At 67.9% G+C, this 17,087-nt stretch carries 19 protein-coding genes; 11 read left to right on the top strand and 8 right to left on the bottom strand.

Going from position 1 to position 17,087, the window contains the following annotated elements; genetic code table 11:
- Positions 1–2 precede the first annotated feature (2 nt).
- The 3 genes from AC5Y7E_RS00680 to AC5Y7E_RS00670 are packed head-to-tail and all read right to left on the bottom strand — an operon-like array spanning position 3 to position 2,275.
- Positions 3–821, bottom strand: coding sequence for an SDR family NAD(P)-dependent oxidoreductase (locus tag AC5Y7E_RS00680; RefSeq protein WP_499947149.1), 819 nt, complete (start codon positions 819–821; stop codon positions 3–5).
- Entirely contained in the window at positions 822–1,235 is a 414-nt protein-coding gene (locus tag AC5Y7E_RS00675; protein WP_499947148.1) for a nuclear transport factor 2 family protein, read from the bottom strand. It lies immediately after the preceding gene.
- Positions 1,232–2,275, bottom strand: coding sequence for a zinc-binding dehydrogenase (locus AC5Y7E_RS00670; RefSeq protein WP_499947147.1), 1,044 nt, complete (start codon positions 2,273–2,275; stop codon positions 1,232–1,234). Before AC5Y7E_RS00670 ends, AC5Y7E_RS00675 begins: the two co-directional genes overlap by 4 nt.
- Positions 2,276–2,399: 124 nt before the next feature.
- Between AC5Y7E_RS00670 and AC5Y7E_RS00665 the strand changes: the two genes are divergently transcribed.
- The 5 genes from AC5Y7E_RS00665 (at position 2,400) to AC5Y7E_RS00645 (ending at position 6,767) form a co-directional block, all read left to right on the top strand.
- Positions 2,400–3,257, top strand: a complete 858-nt coding sequence (locus tag AC5Y7E_RS00665) for a helix-turn-helix domain-containing protein (protein ID WP_499947146.1) — start codon at positions 2,400–2,402, stop codon at positions 3,255–3,257.
- A 79-nt stretch (positions 3,258–3,336) separates the two neighbouring features.
- Positions 3,337–4,725, top strand: coding sequence for an MmgE/PrpD family protein (locus AC5Y7E_RS00660; protein WP_499947527.1), 1,389 nt, complete (start codon positions 3,337–3,339; stop codon positions 4,723–4,725).
- 51 nt (positions 4,726–4,776) lie between these two features.
- On the top strand, positions 4,777–5,541 hold the full coding sequence (locus AC5Y7E_RS00655) for a DUF2127 domain-containing protein (RefSeq protein WP_499917511.1): 765 nt from the start codon (positions 4,777–4,779) through the stop codon (positions 5,539–5,541).
- 61 nt (positions 5,542–5,602) lie between these two features.
- Positions 5,603–6,448 (top strand): SDR family oxidoreductase, encoded by an 846-nt coding sequence (locus AC5Y7E_RS00650; RefSeq protein ID WP_499947145.1) that lies wholly within the window; start codon positions 5,603–5,605, stop codon positions 6,446–6,448.
- A gap of 154 nt (positions 6,449–6,602) precedes the next feature.
- Entirely contained in the window at positions 6,603–6,767 is a 165-nt protein-coding gene (locus AC5Y7E_RS00645; protein WP_499917513.1) for a hypothetical protein, read from the top strand.
- Positions 6,768–6,810: 43 nt separating this feature from the next.
- Here the strand turns inward: AC5Y7E_RS00645 and AC5Y7E_RS00640 are convergent, their stop codons facing one another.
- Positions 6,811–7,419 (bottom strand): CGNR zinc finger domain-containing protein, encoded by a 609-nt coding sequence (locus tag AC5Y7E_RS00640; RefSeq protein WP_499947144.1) that lies wholly within the window; start codon positions 7,417–7,419, stop codon positions 6,811–6,813.
- Between the two features lie 85 nt (positions 7,420–7,504).
- Between AC5Y7E_RS00640 and AC5Y7E_RS00635 the strand changes: the two genes are divergently transcribed.
- Together AC5Y7E_RS00635 and AC5Y7E_RS00630 are read left to right on the top strand one after the other, a co-directional pair.
- Positions 7,505–8,200: an SDR family oxidoreductase gene (locus AC5Y7E_RS00635; RefSeq protein ID WP_499947143.1), complete on the top strand. Its 696-nt coding sequence runs from the start codon at positions 7,505–7,507 to the stop codon at positions 8,198–8,200.
- Between the two features lie 48 nt (positions 8,201–8,248).
- The gene (locus AC5Y7E_RS00630) at positions 8,249–8,698 is read left to right on the top strand and encodes an SRPBCC family protein (RefSeq protein WP_499917516.1); all 450 of its coding nucleotides are present in this window, start codon (positions 8,249–8,251) and stop codon (positions 8,696–8,698) included.
- A gap of 34 nt (positions 8,699–8,732) precedes the next feature.
- Here the strand turns inward: AC5Y7E_RS00630 and AC5Y7E_RS00625 are convergent, their stop codons facing one another.
- From AC5Y7E_RS00625 to AC5Y7E_RS00615, 3 genes are all read right to left on the bottom strand, one after another.
- Positions 8,733–9,473, bottom strand: coding sequence for a methyltransferase domain-containing protein (locus tag AC5Y7E_RS00625; RefSeq protein ID WP_499947142.1), 741 nt, complete (start codon positions 9,471–9,473; stop codon positions 8,733–8,735).
- 138 nt (positions 9,474–9,611) lie between these two features.
- Positions 9,612–10,988 carry a bifunctional lipase/adenylate cyclase LipJ gene (gene lipJ / locus AC5Y7E_RS00620; protein WP_499947141.1) on the bottom strand — a complete coding sequence of 459 codons (1,377 nt, stop codon included), beginning with the start codon at positions 10,986–10,988 and terminating at the stop codon, positions 9,612–9,614.
- A 40-nt stretch (positions 10,989–11,028) separates the two neighbouring features.
- Positions 11,029–11,634, bottom strand: coding sequence for a TetR/AcrR family transcriptional regulator (locus AC5Y7E_RS00615; protein ID WP_499917519.1), 606 nt, complete (start codon positions 11,632–11,634; stop codon positions 11,029–11,031).
- 125 nt (positions 11,635–11,759) lie between these two features.
- On the opposite strand from AC5Y7E_RS00615, the gene AC5Y7E_RS00610 reads away from it, so the two are divergent.
- The 4 genes from AC5Y7E_RS00610 (at position 11,760) to AC5Y7E_RS00595 (ending at position 16,265) form a co-directional block, all read left to right on the top strand.
- On the top strand, positions 11,760–12,719 hold the full coding sequence (locus tag AC5Y7E_RS00610; protein ID WP_499947140.1) for an oxygenase MpaB family protein: 960 nt from the start codon (positions 11,760–11,762) through the stop codon (positions 12,717–12,719).
- Between the two features lie 144 nt (positions 12,720–12,863).
- Positions 12,864–13,628 (top strand): SDR family oxidoreductase, encoded by a 765-nt coding sequence (locus AC5Y7E_RS00605; protein ID WP_499947139.1) that lies wholly within the window; start codon positions 12,864–12,866, stop codon positions 13,626–13,628.
- 132 nt (positions 13,629–13,760) lie between these two features.
- Positions 13,761–14,864: a phenazine antibiotic biosynthesis protein gene (locus tag AC5Y7E_RS00600; RefSeq protein ID WP_499947138.1), complete on the top strand. Its 1,104-nt coding sequence runs from the start codon at positions 13,761–13,763 to the stop codon at positions 14,862–14,864.
- 36 nt (positions 14,865–14,900) lie between these two features.
- Entirely contained in the window at positions 14,901–16,265 is a 1,365-nt protein-coding gene (locus tag AC5Y7E_RS00595) for an aldehyde dehydrogenase family protein (protein WP_499947523.1), read from the top strand.
- Positions 16,266–16,274: 9 nt separating this feature from the next.
- On the opposite strand, the gene AC5Y7E_RS00590 is transcribed toward AC5Y7E_RS00595, so the two are convergent.
- Entirely contained in the window at positions 16,275–17,012 is a 738-nt protein-coding gene (locus AC5Y7E_RS00590; protein WP_499917523.1) for a cutinase family protein, read from the bottom strand.
- Positions 17,013–17,087 lie beyond the last annotated feature (75 nt).

The following is a 17,087-nucleotide window of genomic DNA, read 5'->3' as shown; positions in this document are numbered from 1 at the left end:
CCCTAGGCGTCCGGTCCCATGGCAGCGGCGGCGGCCTGGGCGAACAGCTCAACGGCCTGATTGCGGCTCAGCGATGCCAGCATCTGCGCTGCGGCGCGCATGGTGTCGCCCACCATCAGGGTGGGGCCGTTGCCGAGGTTCTCGAAGGCCTCGGCGATGACGTCAGGCACGGCCGCCGCGTCCGGCGGGACCTCGTCGGGGGAGCCGATCAGGCCGCGGCTGTATTCGAGTTCGCGCAACGCCGGTGTGTTGGTCTTGCCCAGGACGAGGCCCAGGACGTCGACGCCCTTGTCGTGCAATTCGGCCCACAGCGCCTCGGCGAAGACCATGTCGAACGCCTTCGAGGCGCCGTAGGCGACCATGTTCGGTCCGCCGGCCAGCCCGGCGCCCGACCCGAAGATGACGATGCCGCCGCTGCCTCGCTCCACCATCGCGGGCGCGAAATGATGGCACAACTGCATGGGCACCATGCAGTTGCGTTGCACCATCGCCTCGGCGGCTTCGATCGGATTGGCAAGGAACGGTGTGAAATTCGGGTCGGCTCCGGCGCAGTACACCAGCATGCCGATCTCCAGGTCACCGGTTGCCGCGGCCACCGCCGCGGCGGCACCGGGCTGCGCGAGATCGATTGTGACAGTGCGGGTTTGCATCGGCGCCTTGGCCTCGATGTCGGCCGCGACGCGGTCGAGCACGGCTTGCCTGCGGGCCAGCAGAACCACGTTGACGCCGCGCTCGGCGAGGCCTTCGGCGAACGCCGCGCCCACGCCATCCGAGGCGCCGGCCACCAGCGCCCATGGCCCGTATTTCGTCGCGAAAGTCATCTACTCGCCCCCGACCGTGGCGATGCGAACCTGGGTGTAGCGCCGGCGGGCGATACGCCAGCCCGTCGGCGTGCGCACCAGGTCATCGTCATAGAAACCGATCGCATTGACGCCAGAGTTGTTGTCGCTAGCCATGATCAAGCCGTCGATATAGGTGCGTGCCGTGGCCTTGTCGCCGTCGAGCGTGACGGCCTGGTTGGTCAGGCGATGCAACGTGTGCCCCGCCGGGGCGTGCACCTGCTCCATGAAGTCGGCGACGGCGTCGACGCCATTCCAGGTGCCGATCGCGCCGTAGTCCAGTCGGCAGTCGTCGGTGAAGACGGTGCGAAACAGCGGCCAGTCGCGCCGGTCGATCCCGGTGGCATAACGCACCAGCAACTCGGAGATGTCTTGCCGGTCATCGCGTTCGCTCACGGGACGTCTCCATTCGGACGGACGACGACCCGGGGCGGGCCGTCGGACCTGCGGGCCTGATCGAGGGCATCGGGCACCTCGTCGAGGCCGATGATCTTGCCGACGCTCGGCAGCGGATCCAGTCGGCCCGCGACGATGGCGTCGAGCGTGCCGTACCAGTCCTGGGGGTGCGGACCGCCGCCGAACTGAATGGTCACACCCTGGCGGGTGGCGGTGGTGATGTCGAGGGTGTCGCCGGTGTACCAGCCGCCCGCGCAGTAGATGCGGGTGCCCAGTTCGGCGGATTCGACCAACTCCTGGATCAGTCCGGACGCGCCCACGCATTCGAATACGACTGCCGGCCCGGGCAATCCGCGCTGCGCGCGCACCTCGTTGAACGCGTCGAACGGGGACTTCTCGCCCGGGTCGACCAGCACGTGCGCGCCGAACCGGTCTCGGGCTAGTTCGCGCCGGTCGGCGTGAAAGTCGGCGACGACGATGGGCTCGATGCCGCGGCCGGCCAGCGCCGCGACGGCCGAGAGCCCGATAGCTCCCGCACCGATGACGATGGGAATCTCGCCGTGGTTCAGTTGCGCCGAGCGCACGTAGAACTCGCCGACCGCAAACGCGTCGGTCAATGCGACGGCATCGTTGGACACGTCGCCGGGGACCGGCTTGGCCGCCACTTCCGAAACCACCAGCAGCTCAGCGAAACTGCCTTGGGCTTCGGGATGCTGACCGATGATGCGCATTCCGCCGGCGCCGCCGTCGACCAGGCGCACCGGCATGGCCGTCACGCGCGTACCGACGGCGAACTGGTCAGTGCAGCCAGGCCCGTGTCCGACGACCTCGCCGACGAATTCGTGGCCGAGCACGATGTCGCGCTCGGTGTCGTACAGCGAGCGGCCGGTCGGGTCGTCGATGGCGAGCTCGGGATGATCCATGAAATGCACGTCGGACGCGCAGATCGCGGTGCTCAACGTGCGCAGCAACAGCTCACCCGGCCCGGGCTTCGGGTCAGGCGTCGCACGGACCTGTAAGCGGCCGTCTCGCAATACCACAGCGCGCAATGGACTAGCTTTCTCGGATAATCGATATAAGATCTCGAATGTTCGTACAACTGTAAAAACGGAGTGGTAGAGGAGTCAAGCAATCCGCGGTTCGACGTCAGCGCCGACCGCCCGCGTGCTCGATGTCGTCGAGCTGCTGGCGCGGTCTCCACAGGCGCGGCTGCGCTTCTCCGACGTCGTGCGCGAGCTGGATCTCACCCAGGCGACCGCGCACGCGATCCTGAAAACGTTGTGCGATCGCGGATGGGCGAGCCGCGATCCGGTCGCGAAGACGTTCGCGCTCGGTCCCGCACTCGCCGTGGTGGCCGCCCGCACGGACACCGCCCGCCCGCTCGCGCATGCGGCGCGGTCCGCGGCGCTGCGGCTGTCCCGCGAGGTCGGCTACGCCTGTTCGGTGGTCGAAAAGTTCGGTGATTCCCTGGTGGTCACCGCCTTCGAGGGCGAGCCGGCCACGCAGCCGTCGGGGATACCGGGTGACCGCATCCCGTACGCCCCGCCGTTCGGGGTGGCCATGGCGGCCTGGGACACCGAGGAGGAGCAACGCGCGTGGGTCCGGCGGGGCGCGGGCGACAACGCCGACCGCACCCAGCGCCTGGAGCAGGTGTTGGCGCACACCCGGGATCGAGGGTTCGACGTCGACTGGACGACTCCGGCTCTCGCGCAGGCGGTGCAGGTGGTCGGCACGCTGGACAGCAGCGAAATGCCGACCCCGGTGCGGCACATCATGGATCAGCTGCTGGTCGAGTTCACCACCATCGGATTTCTCTCCGATGACAACCCGGGCCGGCGCAAGCAGCCCGTGGTGACCATCGCCGCGCCGGTTTTCGACGACCGGGCCCGCGTCGCCCTGATGGTGGCCGTGCACCCGCTGTGCGCGCTGACCGCGCGACAGATCCGCGACATCGGCAAACACCTGACCGACGAGACCGCCGCCCTCAGCGGGTCGCGGCCACAGACCGATACCGCCGTGTAGCGCATCACACACAGGAACGGGGGCGTGCGTCGGGGTAGCCTCGCCTGGGAGGCGAAAAGTGGTGGCACATAACTACGTTGTGGACGAGTTGGCCGATTTCGTCGTCGGCGCGCGGCAGGGGGATCTGAGCGGGCGGCCGCGCGAACTGTTGAAACGCAATGTCCTGGACAGCATCGCTTGCGCCGTGGGCTCGCTGGACGGCGAGCTCGTCCCGACGATCCGCGACCACACCGCAGCGTTCGGTGGCGCCCCGACGGCCACGCTGGTCGGCGGGGGGCGAGCATCGGTGGACCAGGCCGCCTTCTTCAACGCGGTGCTGGTGCGTTACCCCGATCTGCTCGACACCTACCTCACCGTCGGCGGGCTCTGCCACCCCGCCGACAACCTCGGCGCCTTGCTGGCCGTGGCCGAGCACACCGGCGCCAGCGGAGCCGACTTCCTGCTGGCGCTCGCGGTCGCCTATGAGATCCAATGCCGTTTCAGCGCACAGGTTCCCGTGATGGCGCGCGGCCTCAACCACGCGCTGCAGCTGGCGATGTCGGTCGCGGCGGGCAGCGCGAAGCTGCTGGGGCTGAGCGCCGGACAGACCGCGAACGCCATCGCGGCCGCGGCGGCCGACAACGTTTCGCTGGCGACGGTCCATGCCGAACCGGTGTCGAACTGGAAGGGCATCTCGCCTGCCAGCACCGGCATGCGCGCCGTGTACACGACGATGCTCGCCGCGCGCGGGATTACCGGACCCAGGTCGCTGTTCGAAGGCCCGCACGGATTGGTGCAGTTGTTCGATCAGCCCATCGATCTCCACCCGGCCGACCGCGGCCTCACCTGTGTCGAGCAGACCTACCTGAAGCAGTACTGCTCGCTCATCCACGGCCAGGTCGTCATCGACGCGGTCCTGGCCGTTCGCAGCGAAAACGGTTTGCGCGGTGCGGATGTCGACCGTGTGGTCCTCGAGGTCTTTCAGGGGGCGTACGACTTCGCCGGTGGGGGTGCGTATGGCGACAAGCAACACCCGATCACCAAGGAGCAGGCAGACTACAACCTCAAGTACCTGACCGCGGCCGCGCTGCTCGACGGGGGAGTCGGCCCCGAACAGCTTGAGAATAGCCGGGTTTCGCGTGCTGACGTCCAAGACCTGTTGTCGCGGGTGCGGGTCGAGGCGGCCGACGACCTGACCGCCGACTATCCGCAGCGCACCGCGGCGCGGGTGCACGTGTTTACCATCGGCGGGCAAGAGTTCAGCCGCGAGCAGTCGGATTACGAGGGATCGCCCACCCGCCCGATGTCCTGGGAACGCGTCGTGGACAAGTTCGCCTGGCTCGCCGAACCCTTCTGCGAGGAGTCGCTGCGCGATGACATCGTCGCCGCCGTCGCGCGTCTCGACGAGATCGGAATCGCCGAACTCACCGGACTCCTCGGGTTGGTGCCTCCCACCGCCCGGTGCGCTCGCAGCAAGCCGCGTTTCTGACGTCCGCGCGCCCCCTTGCGTGGCCGACCGTCGGCCATGAATGATCCGGCCATGGGCAAAGAACACCGCCACAATCGGTGGGAGCTGGTCACCTGCGCCGTGGCTGGGCACGCCACCTATGCACCGGACGAGAAGTCGCTGGCCGACCGGTTGAGCGGCAGCACCGGACTGGGCGAAGTGTGGCGCTGCCTGCGGTGCGGCGAATTCACCGTGGGCGAACCGCACGGCCGCGGCCGCGCCGAAGACGCGCCGATGATCATGCGCGGCAAGGCCTTACGCCAGGCCATTATCATCCGTGCCTTGGCGGTGGAACGCTTGTTGCGGGCGGTGGTGATCGGATTAGCCGCTTACGCGGTGTGGAAGTTCCGCGGGGCGCGCGGCGCCATCCAGGCCACCCTCGATCGCGACCTGCCGATCTTCCGCGCCGCCGGATTCAAGGTCGATCAGATGACCATCGTGCACGAACTGGAGAAGGCGCTGGCCGCCAAGCCGTCCACCCTGGCCCTGCTGACCCTGGCGCTGGTGGGATACGCGCTGATCGAGGTCGTCGAGGGGGTCGGCCTCTGGCTGCTGAAGCGGTGGGGCGAATACTTCGCGGTGATAGCCACCTCGGTCTTCTTGCCGCTCGAGATCCACGACCTGGCCAAGGGCATCACCATGACCCGGGCGGTGACCTTCGCCATCAACGTCGCCGCGGTGATCTACCTGCTGGTCTCGAAACGGCTGTTCGGGCTGCGGGGCGGGCGCAAGGCCTACGACGAGGAACGGCGCGGCGAGCAACTGCTCGACGTCGAGAAGGCCGCCGCGGCGAACTGACCCCGCACCCGGCAGGCCCGCCGAAGTGACAGGCATACTGCCCGTCGGAACGGAGGAATCAATGGGCACCTATGCCATCACCGGGTCGGCTTCCGGGATGGGACGCGAGACCGCCGCGCGCCTTCGGGACAGCGGGCACAAGATCATCGGTGTCGACATCAAGGACGCCGATATCGTCGCCGACCTGTCGACACCCGATGGACGCAAAGCGGCGGCCGACCGCGTCCTGACGGCCTCGGGCAACCGGCTCGACGGTGCCGTGCTCGCGGCCGGCCTGGGTCCGGGCCCCGGTCGCGACCGCATCCGCCAGATCGCTGCGGTCAATTACTTCGGTGTCGTCGAACTGCTCGCCGCCTGGCGCGCCGCGCTGGCCGCCGCCGAACGCGCGAAGGTCGTTGTCGTAGCCAGTAATTCGACGACGACGGTTCCCGCGGTGCCGCGCCGGGCGGTCAGGGCGCTGCTTGCCCACGATGCCGATAGGGCGGTGCGGACCGTGCGGCTATTGGGTCCTGCGGCGCCGACGATGATGTACGGGGCATCCAAGATCGCGGTCAGCCGTTGGGTGCGACGACACGCCGTGCTTCCGGAGTGGGCAGGGTCGGGGGTGCGACTGAACGCATTGTCTCCCGGTGCGATCATGACGCCGCTTCTGCAGGAACAGCTGTCGAATCCGAGGCAAGCCAAGGCCGTCCGGTCGTTCCCGGTCCCCCTCGGGGGCTTCGGAGACGCGGGACACATGGCGGACTGGATGTGTTTCATGCTGTCGGACGCCGCCGACTTTCTCTGCGGCAGTGTAGTATTCGTGGACGGCGGTACCGACGCGTATTTCCGCCCCGATGACTGGCCAAAGGCGGTACCGGCACACCGATTGCCGGGTTATCTGCGCCGGTTCAAGGGTTTTCACTAGACGCACTGTTGCGTGCCCTTCGTTGCGTCACGAATGTGCCGTACGCCACAACCGGGCTTTTCGTGACGTTTACCGCGGCGCGGCGCCGCCGTAAATCCGCTGCGGTGCAATTGACTGAGTCGGCGCACATGCCGAAAGAACAAAGGAACACATTGTGGCCACACTTCCGGCCTGGGTCAGCCAGGCTCCCGCCACTTTCGACGTGGTCGCGCCGCTGAAGACGCGCGCCTCCCACGTAGTGCACGCGGTGCTCAGAAGCTCGCGGCGACCGGCGGCCACGGGTCCGCGCCTGATGCCCAAAGGCGTCGAACGCTGCTGACGGGCGGATCGACGTCCCGCCGGGCTTTATCGCCGATGCCCGCCTAATCCGGCGGAACGGCCGACTGCGCCGCCCGATCGCGTTCCCGCCGTCGCGCCCGGGAGGCGCGCAGATTGACGGCGTTACCGCACGTTTTGGCGTCGTGCCAGACCCCGCTGTTGTTTTTCGAGCGGTCGTAGAACGTCGATCCGCACCGGTGGTTGTGGCATCGCTTGAGCCGCCGCCAGGTGCCGGCCTGCTGGCTCAGCAGCACCTCGGCCCACAACGCCGACGCCAGCCAGCGCCAGCCGCTGGCGCTGGGTTCCAGCAGCACCTCGCCCGAATCGGACAGCGTGACGCAAGCGGTAATGCCGCCGGCGCCCGGCCCACTCGGCGGTTGGCCGGCCACCAGCTGCTCGACGGTGGCCCGCAAGCCGCGAAGCCTGGCCAGGTCCGCATCGCCCAGCTTCGGGGGGTGCAGGGTCACGCCGCGCGCGCACGACCACGCTCGCACCGCGGCGGCGGCCCAGTCGCGGGCGAGGATCGGGTCGGCCAGCAGGTCCGGTCCATACCCGTCGATGGCCCTCGTGTTGAGGAAGTCCTGGACCAGGCCCAGGCCGCCGGGCGCCGCGGCGCACCCGTATCGCTGTGACGCACCCCACGGCGAAGACATATCCAAATACTACTTGCCTATGTCGCATCCGGCCAGTACCGTGACGTAAGCAAAACAGTTTTGATTCAGTCAAGGGAGTAGGGACATGGTCAACGTCAAGGGGTCGACGGTGGTTGTCACCGGTGGACAGCGCGGACTCGGCAAGGCCATCGTGGCCGAGTTGTTGGAACGAGGCGCGGCCAAGGTCTACGCCACAGCGCGGGCGCCCAAGCCCAGCCAGGATCCGCGCGTCGTCAGCGTCGAATTGGACGTCACCGAACCGGAATCGGTGGCCGCCCTGGCGGCCGTGGCGCCGGACGCCGACATCGTGATCAACAATGCCGGTGTGCTCGGCGCCCGAAGCCTGCTCAGCAGCGACATCGACGAGGTGCGAGCGGTCTTCGAGACGAACTACTTCGGCGCGCTGCGGGTGGCCAAGGCATTCGCGCCGATACTTGCCGACAACGGCGGCGGGGCGCTGGTCGACATCGCCTCGATCCTGTCCTGGATGCCCGGATCCGGGGGGTACGGAGATTCCAAGGCCGCGCTGTGGTCCACGACGAATTCGCTGCGTATCGAACTCGAAAAGCAAGGCACCCTGGTTACTGCCGCGCACCTGAGCTTCACCGACACCGAGATGACCTCCGGCTTCGACGCACCCAAGAACGACCCGCGCCAGGTGGCGCGCGCGATCGTCGACGGCATCGAGGGGGACGCCACCGAGGTGCTGGCCGACGACGACACCCGCTACGTCAAGGCGGCGCTGGCCGGGCCGATTGAGGCGCTGCCGCGGATGGGGTGAACCCACAGTCACCAACCGGCGGACCCGCCGACGTGTTTGGATAGCGGCATGGAAGAGGAACGCATCGTGAGCGCCACCCGCGTCATCTCGGCCAGCGCCGCTCGCATTTTCGAACTCATCGCCGACCCGGCCCGGCAGCCCAGCTGGGACGGCAACGACAACCTCGCCTCGGCCGCTCCGGGGCAGCGCGTCCACCAAGTCGGTGACGTGTTCACCACGACCCTGACCAATGGCGCGGTACGCGAAAACCACGTCGTCGAATTCGTCGAATGCAGCAAAATCGCTTGGTGCCCGGCGGAACCCAAGAAGCAGCCGCCCGGCCACCGGTGGCGCTGGGAGGTCAGCCAGATCAACCCCACGCTGACCACCGTGACCCACACCTACGATTGGACGGCGCTCAACGACCCCACCCGCATCGAACGAGCCCGTGCGACGACGCCCGACATGTTGCGCGAGTCGATGGACAAGCTCGCCGTGCTGGCGCAATCGCCGGAATAGGACCGGCCCGCGGCCGTCGGAAAAGCCCGGCGGATCAGCCTTTCTTACCGCGGACCCACTGGAACGTGCCCAGGTTCTTCACCCGTACGCTCGCAAAACCGTTGTCTTCCAAGACATCGCCGATTTCGTCGTCGTCGAACGCATGCGCCCCGACATTGGGCAGCAGCTGCCAATAGCGGGCCAGGCGCCCGGCAGTCGGGACCATCACGGCCAGCCTGCCGCCAGGCCGCAGCACCCGCGCGATCTCGGCAAGGGCGGCCGCCGGATCCGGCACCAATTGCAACACCGCGGTCGACACCGCCACGTCAATGGTGCTGTCGCGCAGCGGAAGTCGTTGTGCGTCGGCCTTGATGAAGCCGACCTGCGGCCCGGCCTCGTTGCGCACGGCGCGGGCAAGCATCGGCTCGGAGATATCGACGCCGAGGGCCAGCCCGTTCGGTCCGGCGGCACGCGCCAGCGACGCGGTGACATTGCCCGGACCCGAGCCGACGTCCAGCGCGATACCGCCCTGCGGGACGTCCAACCACTCCAGCGGCAGTTGCCACGCGCTGATCCAGCGCCGGGAAAGCGCTTGGGCGTTGTCGTAGAGCATCGATCCGATCGGTGACGCCCAGGCCGCCTGGATCGGGCCGGTGTTCTTCTCGACTGGGCCGTCGTTGCCGGCGCCGAGCAGGTTCAGATAACCGTGGCCCACGTCTGGATCGGCCGGCGGGTCGATCAGCAGGTCCAGCGCTCGCCGCAGGGCGGGAGGCAGCGAGATGTGCACGTCGGTCATGCGTACTCCTTCGATCAAATGCCAAGCCAGACGCCAGAAATCGAATGGAAAGCCGCGTAGCGTCGGCTCCGGTAAGTCCCCGCCCGCAGCCTACGCCGGGGACGGCGACACTTCGACCGCCGCGATTTGTCGGGTGGGTTACCGGTGGGCGACGGCGTGCTCGCGGACCAGGGCGTATAGCCGCCAGTAACCGGGGACGCCCTTGAGCGCGGTCTCACCGCGGTCGCCGAACCGGTGCCGCGAGCCGGTGACGATGTCGCGCAGCGTGGATGACACCAGTACCTCACTGGGCCCCGCGAGCGCCGCCACCCGCGCGCCGATGTGGACGGCCATGCCTGCGACGTCCGCACCGCGCATCTCGACTTCGCCCGCGTGAATGCCGACCCGCACCTCGATGCCCAGAACGCGAACGGCGTCCACGATGGCGTCGGCGCAGGCGATCGCCGCGCTCGGGCTGCTGAACGTCGCGACGAATCCGTCTCCGGCCGTGTTGACTTCGCGTCCGCTGAACCGCTGCAGTTCGTGACGCACGATCGTGTCGTGGTTGTCCAGCAGGTCGCGCCAGCGGTGGTCGCCGAGCATCGCGGCGCGCTCGGTGGAGCCGACGATGTCGGTGAACACGATGGTGGTGAGCAGGCGCTCGGCGTCGGATCCGCCACGCACGCCGGTGATGAACTCCTCGATCTCGTCCAGCATGGGCGCGGTATCGCCGACCCAGTACAGGGTGTCGCCGCCGGGGCACTCGACCAGGCGCGCGCCGGGGATGCGCTCGGCGAGGTAGCGCGCGTGCTCGACGGGGCTGAAGCCGGGATTGTCGCGGTGCAGGATCAGGGTCGGCACGGTGATCCGAGGCAGCCGGTCGCGGACGTCGCCCTGCCTGACCTTGTTGATGAACGCCCGCGCCATGCTGGGTGACGCGGCCCGGTTACCGGCCATGTCCCACCACGAGCGGAATGCGTCGTCGTGCGCGACGCTGGGGGCGATGATGCCGAGCATGTCGAAACCCTGCTCGACGGCGTCGGGCTCCATCCCGATCGACGTGAAGCGATCGGCGGCCTCGAGCTCAGCGCCGATGGGGTAGTCGGGGCCCCGCAGGGTGCGTGCCGCACCGTTGGCTATGACCAGACTGCTCACTCGGTCGGAGTGGTCGGCCGCGAGAACCACCCCGGCCAGCGTGGTGAAACCCGGGGCGAAGACGGTGGCTCGCTCGCAACCGACCGCGTTCATCACCGCGAGGGCATCCTGCGCCCACGATTCCGGGCCGAGCATGTCCAGCGAGGGAATCCGGGACGACAGGCCGATGCCGCGCTGATCGAAGCGGATCACCCGGCAGAAGGAGGCCAGCCGTCGATGGAACCGATACATCGAGGGCTCGAGGTCGACACAGTCGATCGGGATCAGCGGGCCCGGCAGCATGAGCAGGTCGATCGGGCCATCGCCGAAGACCTGATAGGCGATGTCGATCTCGCCGCAACTGGCGTACCGGGTCCGCGGAGCCGCAGAACTCCCAGCCACGGGTCAAGGCTAGTTCAGGACGCCGACAATGTGAGCGCCGTTAGCGGGCCTGCTCCCGGCTGATGATCGGAACCAGATAGCGGGCGGCGTACTCGCGCACCGCGGCCGGGTCCGAGGTGTCGAGCCGGTCGGTGGGAAAGACGATGATGCCGAGGGCGACGCGAAGCAGGATGTCGGCGACGTTGTCCAGGTCCGGCTCGGGCAGGTCGGCCCCGCAACGCCGAAGGGTATGGGCGATTCCGTCGGCGAACTGGCGAATCGGGAAGGCATGCGACCGGGAGAACATGCCGAAGAGTTCGGGTTCGCTGTCGGCGATCCGCGAGTACAGCGGTGAATCCTGGACCAGCCGCACCCCGAGCGCGAAGGCCTCGACCACAGCCTGTTGCGGGTCACAGCCGGCGGTCGCTTGATCCAGGGTGCTGAAGAACAGTCCGGCCTCGCGCCTGACCACCTGGGCGAACAGCTTCTCCTTGGTCGGAAAGCGCCGGTAGATGGTGCTGCGGCTGACCCCGGCCCGGGCGGCGACGTCGTCGATGTTGGCGCGGCGCACCCCGTAGGTCTCGAACACGCTTCGCGCGGTGTCCAGGATGGTGCGGTCGAGATCGGTGGTTTCGTCGAAATTGCGCTCAAGGCTGCGGTTCTGCATGTATCACGACCTTCACGGCAATCTCGCGGTACACAGAATGCTAGCCTTGGAACAAAGATACAGTTTTGTGTCGGCGTTCCACGACGCGCCACGCCAGCGCAGCGCCGGGCGACAAGGAGGTGGGCATGACCGCCCAGAACGACGGGTGGGCCGCGGCGACCGCCGGCTCGCGTTTCGACACCGGCGTTCGCGAGGCGATGCCCATGCCTGTCGACGACGAGGTCGCCGACGCCGCGACGCGGCTGGGGCCGGACTCGTTGATCTGGAAGTTCTATGGCGACGTCCGGACCCAGTTCTTCGGGTTCCAACGTACCGCCGGGGTGGAGAACTGCATCGAACAGCTCGCCCAGGGCGTGCTGGACCACTCCGTGATCTTCAGCGACACGCTGGGCCGGGCCAAGCGGACCGCGCCGCCCCTGATGAACACCGTCTACTCAGACGAGCCCCACGAATGGGGCCGCAAGGTGCGCGACTTCCACAAGACGATCAAGGGCACGGTCAGCGACGGATCGAGATATCACGCGCTGAACCCGGAGCTGTTCTACTGGGCGCACGCCAGCTTCGTCGACCAGGTCATCTACAACGCCGACACATTCATCCGCCGGCTGTCGCGCGCCGAGAAGGAACAGATCTTCACCGAGGGCAAGCTCTGGTACAGCCTGTACGGCGTCAGCGACCGGGGACAACCGCAGACCTACGACGACTTTCTGGCCTACTGGGACGAGATGCTCGACCGGTTCGTCCCGCACAAGACCGTGCTGTACGGCACCGGCTACATCCGCAAGGGCATACCGGGTCCGCGCCGGATTCCCAAGCCGGTCTGGAAGGTCCTGTCGGCGCCACTGAACGCCTACACCCGGCTGATCGTGGTCGGAACGCTGCCGCCGCAGATGCGCGAGGTGTGCCAGCTGCAGTGGGATGCCAAGAAGGAGAAGCGTTTCCAGCGCATCGCCGCGGCGATTCGAGCGCTCAACCCGCTGCTCAACCGGCTGCCCGTCCGGGTGCTCTACACGAGCTGGGCCGCCGCGGCGTGGCACCGCGCGGGCGTCGATCCGCGCCGGCTGCACAACCAACCGGCCGCGTAACCGAATCGGGTCGCGTTTTTCGTGACACCGCGCGGGCGGATAGGGCATCGTGGTTAGCCGGCTCCGCATTGGGGCATTCCGCTCTGTCGGCCGAGTGGCCGGTCGAGCTAGCCGATGGCAGGGCGACCCCGAAGGAGAACCGCGATGCAGATGACGGGCAACACCGTTCTGGTCACCGGCGGCGGCAGCGGCATCGGCCGCGGCCTGGCGGAATCTTTCCACCGATTGGGCAACCAGGTCATCATCGCCGGCCGGCGCAGCAACCACCTACGTGCCGTGGCGGAGGCCAACCCGGGCATTCAGACCCTGTCGCTCGACCAGGGCGACCCCGCCGACATCCGGCGGTTCGCCACCGAGCTGACCGACCACTACCCGGACCTCAACGTGGTGATCAACAACGCCGGGATTCAGCGGGTCGAGGACCTGACCGGCAGCAGCGTCGGCCTGGCCGAGCAGAGCATCGCCATCAATCTGCTGGGCCCCATCCGGCTGACGTCGGCGCTGCTGCCGGCGCTGCTGCGCAAGCGGCACGCCACGATCCTCAACGTGACGTCCGGGTTGGCCTTCATGCCCAGCGCGCTCACCCCGACCTACTGCGCCGCCAAGGCGGCGCTGCACTCCTACACCGAATCGCTGCGGTTCCAGCTGCGGGACACCTCGGTGCAGGTGATCGAGATCATTCCCCCGCACGTGCAGACCGCCCTGCAGGGCGAGCGGGGATTCGATCCCCGGGCGATGCCGCTGGAGGACTACGTCACCGAGACGATGACGCTGCTGCAGACCCAGCCGCAGGCCAAGGAGATCGTGGTGGAGCGCGTCAAGATGTTCCGGTTCGCCGAGCGCGACGGCACCTACGACGACATCTATCCCCGTTTCAACGAGACGATCACGGCGATGCTCGGCACGTAGGGGCAGCGCGCTGAACATCGCGTGCACACAGATGAAACTCCCTGTGAAATAAGGCGATACGGTGGCACGCGCGCCTGACCAGACGCCCCGCGTCGTTGGCATACCGGTCCATGATGGGACAGGATCGGGGACATGGCCGATGTCGACTTCTCGCTGTTGGACGTCCCGCGCGCGGCGCAGGTCGATGATGCCGACGCCTATTTGCGCGCGGCGATCGCCTGGCATTTCGGCGACGACACCGGTTCGCCGTTCTGGTTGAGGGCCGCCCACACGCTGGGCTTCGACCCGCTGACCGACATCAACACCTTCGCCGACCTTCGGCTGTTTCCCAACCTGATCAACGAATTGCGCAGTGTTGCCGTGGAAGACCTCATTCCTCGCGGTTACGCGGCCGAAGGAGCTGCGCCGCCGCTGCCCCAGATTTTCGAATCCGGCGGTACCACCGGAGCCCCGAAACGCACTGTGCAGATGCCGGATTGGGTAGCACAGGTCGTCGAATGGCAAACCGAGGACTTCGCGGTGGGCGGGTTTCGGCGGGGGCAGGGCTTTCTCTGCCTGATGCCGAGTGGGCCGCACGGTGTCGGCTACTTCTCCCGGCTGGTGTCGCAGCGACTGGGCGCGGCTTTTCACGCGATCGACATCGATCCCCGCTGGGTCAAGAAGATCGCCGCCCGCGGCGCCGCCGGCGAGGTGGCGGCCTACGTCGACCACGTCGTCGAACAGGCCGCCTTCGTGTTGCGGACGCAGAATGTCGCGAACCTGCACACCACCCCGCCGCTGCTGGAGGCGATCGCCCGCAACGATCGGATCGTCGACCTGGTCAACGACAAGATCCGTTACCTTTTGCTCAGCGGCGCGCATGTGGACGCCGACACGCTCGACCTGTTGCGCGGCATCTTCCCGAATACGACGGTCGCCATGGCGTTCGGCAGCACCATGGTGCTGTCGCAGGCGGTCACCCGCATCGTCGACGGCGACGCGTTCGTCTTCGACCCCCGCACCCCGTATGTGGTGTTCTGGGTGGTCGATCCCGACACCGGGCAACGCGTGCCGTACGGGCAGCGCGGCCAGGTGGTGATGAACCACGTCAGCAAGGGCATGTTCATCCCGAACAATCTGGAGCGCGACCTGGCGATCAGGATGCCCGGACCCGCGGGCGACCTCAGCGATTCGGTCAGTGCGGTGCGACCGGTGACCACATTTGAGGGCGAGGCCGTCATCGAAGGCGTGTACTGAAGCGTGGCCGTCGAACACGGTTGCCCCGCAACCGATTTGGTAAACCTGGACGCACTAGGCCCGGACGGCGAATATCGAACCCGCAAACGCGAGGTCATCACCACGACCGCGGGGACCCCGGTCGCCGAGATGAGTATGGTTCCGCCGCTCTACGTTTCGCGGACGCTGGGCGCGCAGCGCAACGTTGCACCGCTGCCGGCCGCCCAGCGCGTGGCGGCCCTGGCCCGGGCCGCCGAGATATTTGTCAACGGCGTGATCGCCGGTCTGGATTTCGAGGCCTACGTCGGGTTGGCCGGCCGGATTTCGGGCATGCCGATCGCGATCACCCGGGCCGGGGCGAGCGGGGTGGCCGACGCCGTCACCGAAGCTTTCGATGCCGTCCGGCCGGCTCGGCCTTTGGGTGCGGCGCTGGACTGGCGCGAGGAGCGCACCCGCGGGGGCGGTGCGCTGTGGGTGCGCCGGGGCGAGGTGTTCGGCGTGCACGCGGCCGGAAACGGTCCGGGCGTCCACGGGCTGTGGCCCCAGGCGCTGGCGCTGGGCTACCGGGTCGCGGTGCGCCCGTCGCGGCGCGAGCCGCTCACGGCGCATCGGCTGGTGTGCGCGCTGCGCCAGGCGGGCTTTCGCGCCGAGGACGCCGCCTATCTGCCCACCGACCACGCCGGTGCGGACGAACTCATCCGGCGCGCCGACCTCGCGATGGTGTACGGCGGCCAGGAGGTGGTGGACAAGTATGCCGGTGATCCGGCGGTGATCGTGAACGGGCCGGGCCGCAGCAAGATCGCGATCACCGCCGACCGGGACTGGCGCGACTATCTCGACCTCATCGTCGATTCGATCGCCGGTCACGGCGGCATGGCGTGCGTCAACACCACCGCGGTGCTCTACGAAGGCGATCCCACGGCACTGGCCCGAGCGATCGCCGAACGATTGGCGGCGATCGAACCGCTGCCCAGCGACGACGAGCGGGCGAGCCTGCCCACCCAGCCGGTCGAGAAGGCGCGCGCGCTCGCGAACTTCCTGGCCGCCAGAGCCGCCGGGTCAACCCCGCTGCTCGGCGCCGATCAGGTGGTCGCCGAAGTCGGCGACGGCTACGCCGTGCTGCGCCCGGCCGTCCATCTGATGACCCAACCCGATGTGGACAAACTCAACGTCGAGCTGCCCTTCCCGTGTGTGTGGGTGTCGGCATGGTCGCGCCAGGCCGGCTCGGCTCCGTTGCGGCATTCGCTGGTCGTCACCGCGATCACCGGGGACGAGACGCTGATCGACGACCTGGTCGCCGAGCCCACCGTCAGCAACGTCTACTGCGGGCACCATCCGACGTGGTTCCAGGCACCGCAGATTCCGCACGACGGCTTTCTGGCCGACGCCCTGATGCGCAACAAGGGCTTCATCAGGGACTGACCGGCGATGTTATTCGCCGAAGCCGCCGTGCGGCGACGCGACCGGAGCCGGCCCGCCCATACCCAGGTGGCTGGAGGCGAAGGAGACGCCTTTGTCGATCATGGCGCCGTCGTCGGCGTAGGTGTCGTGGGCGGAGAAGTTCATGCCGTCGGAGCAGACCGGGTCTTCGGTGGCGCACACCTTGACGGTCTTGTCTTGGTAGAGCGGGCCGATGACCACGGGCGGTTCGCCCAGGAAGTTCATTGCCCGCACGTTGGGCATGCCGAAGAGCACGACCGAGGAGACGTGGCTGGCGACGTCGGGGGACAGCGGTTTGGGCACGGTGTTGGGGTCGATGCCCTCGGGTACGGCGGCGGAGGTGACAAAGCCCATCACGGCCGCGCCCTGGGAGTAGCCGCCGAGCACCATTTTGGTGTTGGGGCAGTCGTGGGCCATCGAATTGACATGGGCGCCTGCGTCTCTGACGCCGTCGATGCCGGTGTCCCATTGGTCGCTGGCGGGGTAGTTGACCGGGTAGACGTCGAAGGAGCGTCCGCCCACGCGCTGGCGCAGGGAGTCGACGAAGGCTTGGCCGGTGGGGCCGACGCCGGGTGCTTCGCCGGTGCCGCGGGCGAACACCACTTGCACGTCCGGACACTGGGCCGAGGCGGAGGGGACGATCGACGTGGACACGGCCGAAACGGCCACGCCCGACGCTGCGAGAACTACTGCTGAACCGAGGAAACGAACGATGTGACGCGCAATCATGCCGCCATTGTGCCCAGCCGACACGCCGCTTAAACACAGGAAACACCGAAATTAACGTGTTCTCATAAAATAACC

This window comes from Mycobacterium sp. NGS17 (genome assembly GCF_059813205.1).
Note: the sequence above shows the minus strand (reverse complement) of the source record. Positions and strands in the feature narration are given on the sequence as shown.

Excerpts from the sequence above, each read along its gene's own strand:
- AC5Y7E_RS00650 (WP_499947145.1), top strand. The coding sequence starts at position 5,603 with ATGGGCACCTATGCCATCACCGGGTCGGCTTCCGGGATGGGACGCGAG.
- AC5Y7E_RS00680 (WP_499947149.1), bottom strand. The coding sequence starts at position 821 with ATGACTTTCGCGACGAAATACGGGCCATGGGCGCTGGTGGCCGGCGCC.
- AC5Y7E_RS00605 (WP_499947139.1), top strand. The coding sequence starts at position 12,864 with ATGCAGATGACGGGCAACACCGTTCTGGTCACCGGCGGCGGCAGCGGC.
- AC5Y7E_RS00600 (WP_499947138.1), top strand. The coding sequence starts at position 13,761 with ATGGCCGATGTCGACTTCTCGCTGTTGGACGTCCCGCGCGCGGCGCAG.
- AC5Y7E_RS00615 (WP_499917519.1), bottom strand. The coding sequence starts at position 11,634 with ATGCAGAACCGCAGCCTTGAGCGCAATTTCGACGAAACCACCGATCTC.
- AC5Y7E_RS00630 (WP_499917516.1), top strand. The coding sequence starts at position 8,249 with ATGGAAGAGGAACGCATCGTGAGCGCCACCCGCGTCATCTCGGCCAGC.
- AC5Y7E_RS00640 (WP_499947144.1), bottom strand. The coding sequence starts at position 7,419 with ATGTCTTCGCCGTGGGGTGCGTCACAGCGATACGGGTGCGCCGCGGCG.
- AC5Y7E_RS00610 (WP_499947140.1), top strand. The coding sequence starts at position 11,760 with ATGACCGCCCAGAACGACGGGTGGGCCGCGGCGACCGCCGGCTCGCGT.
- AC5Y7E_RS00590 (WP_499917523.1), bottom strand. The coding sequence starts at position 17,012 with ATGATTGCGCGTCACATCGTTCGTTTCCTCGGTTCAGCAGTAGTTCTC.
- AC5Y7E_RS00635 (WP_499947143.1), top strand. The coding sequence starts at position 7,505 with ATGGTCAACGTCAAGGGGTCGACGGTGGTTGTCACCGGTGGACAGCGC.
- AC5Y7E_RS00655 (WP_499917511.1), top strand. The coding sequence starts at position 4,777 with ATGGGCAAAGAACACCGCCACAATCGGTGGGAGCTGGTCACCTGCGCC.
- AC5Y7E_RS00625 (WP_499947142.1), bottom strand. The coding sequence starts at position 9,473 with ATGACCGACGTGCACATCTCGCTGCCTCCCGCCCTGCGGCGAGCGCTG.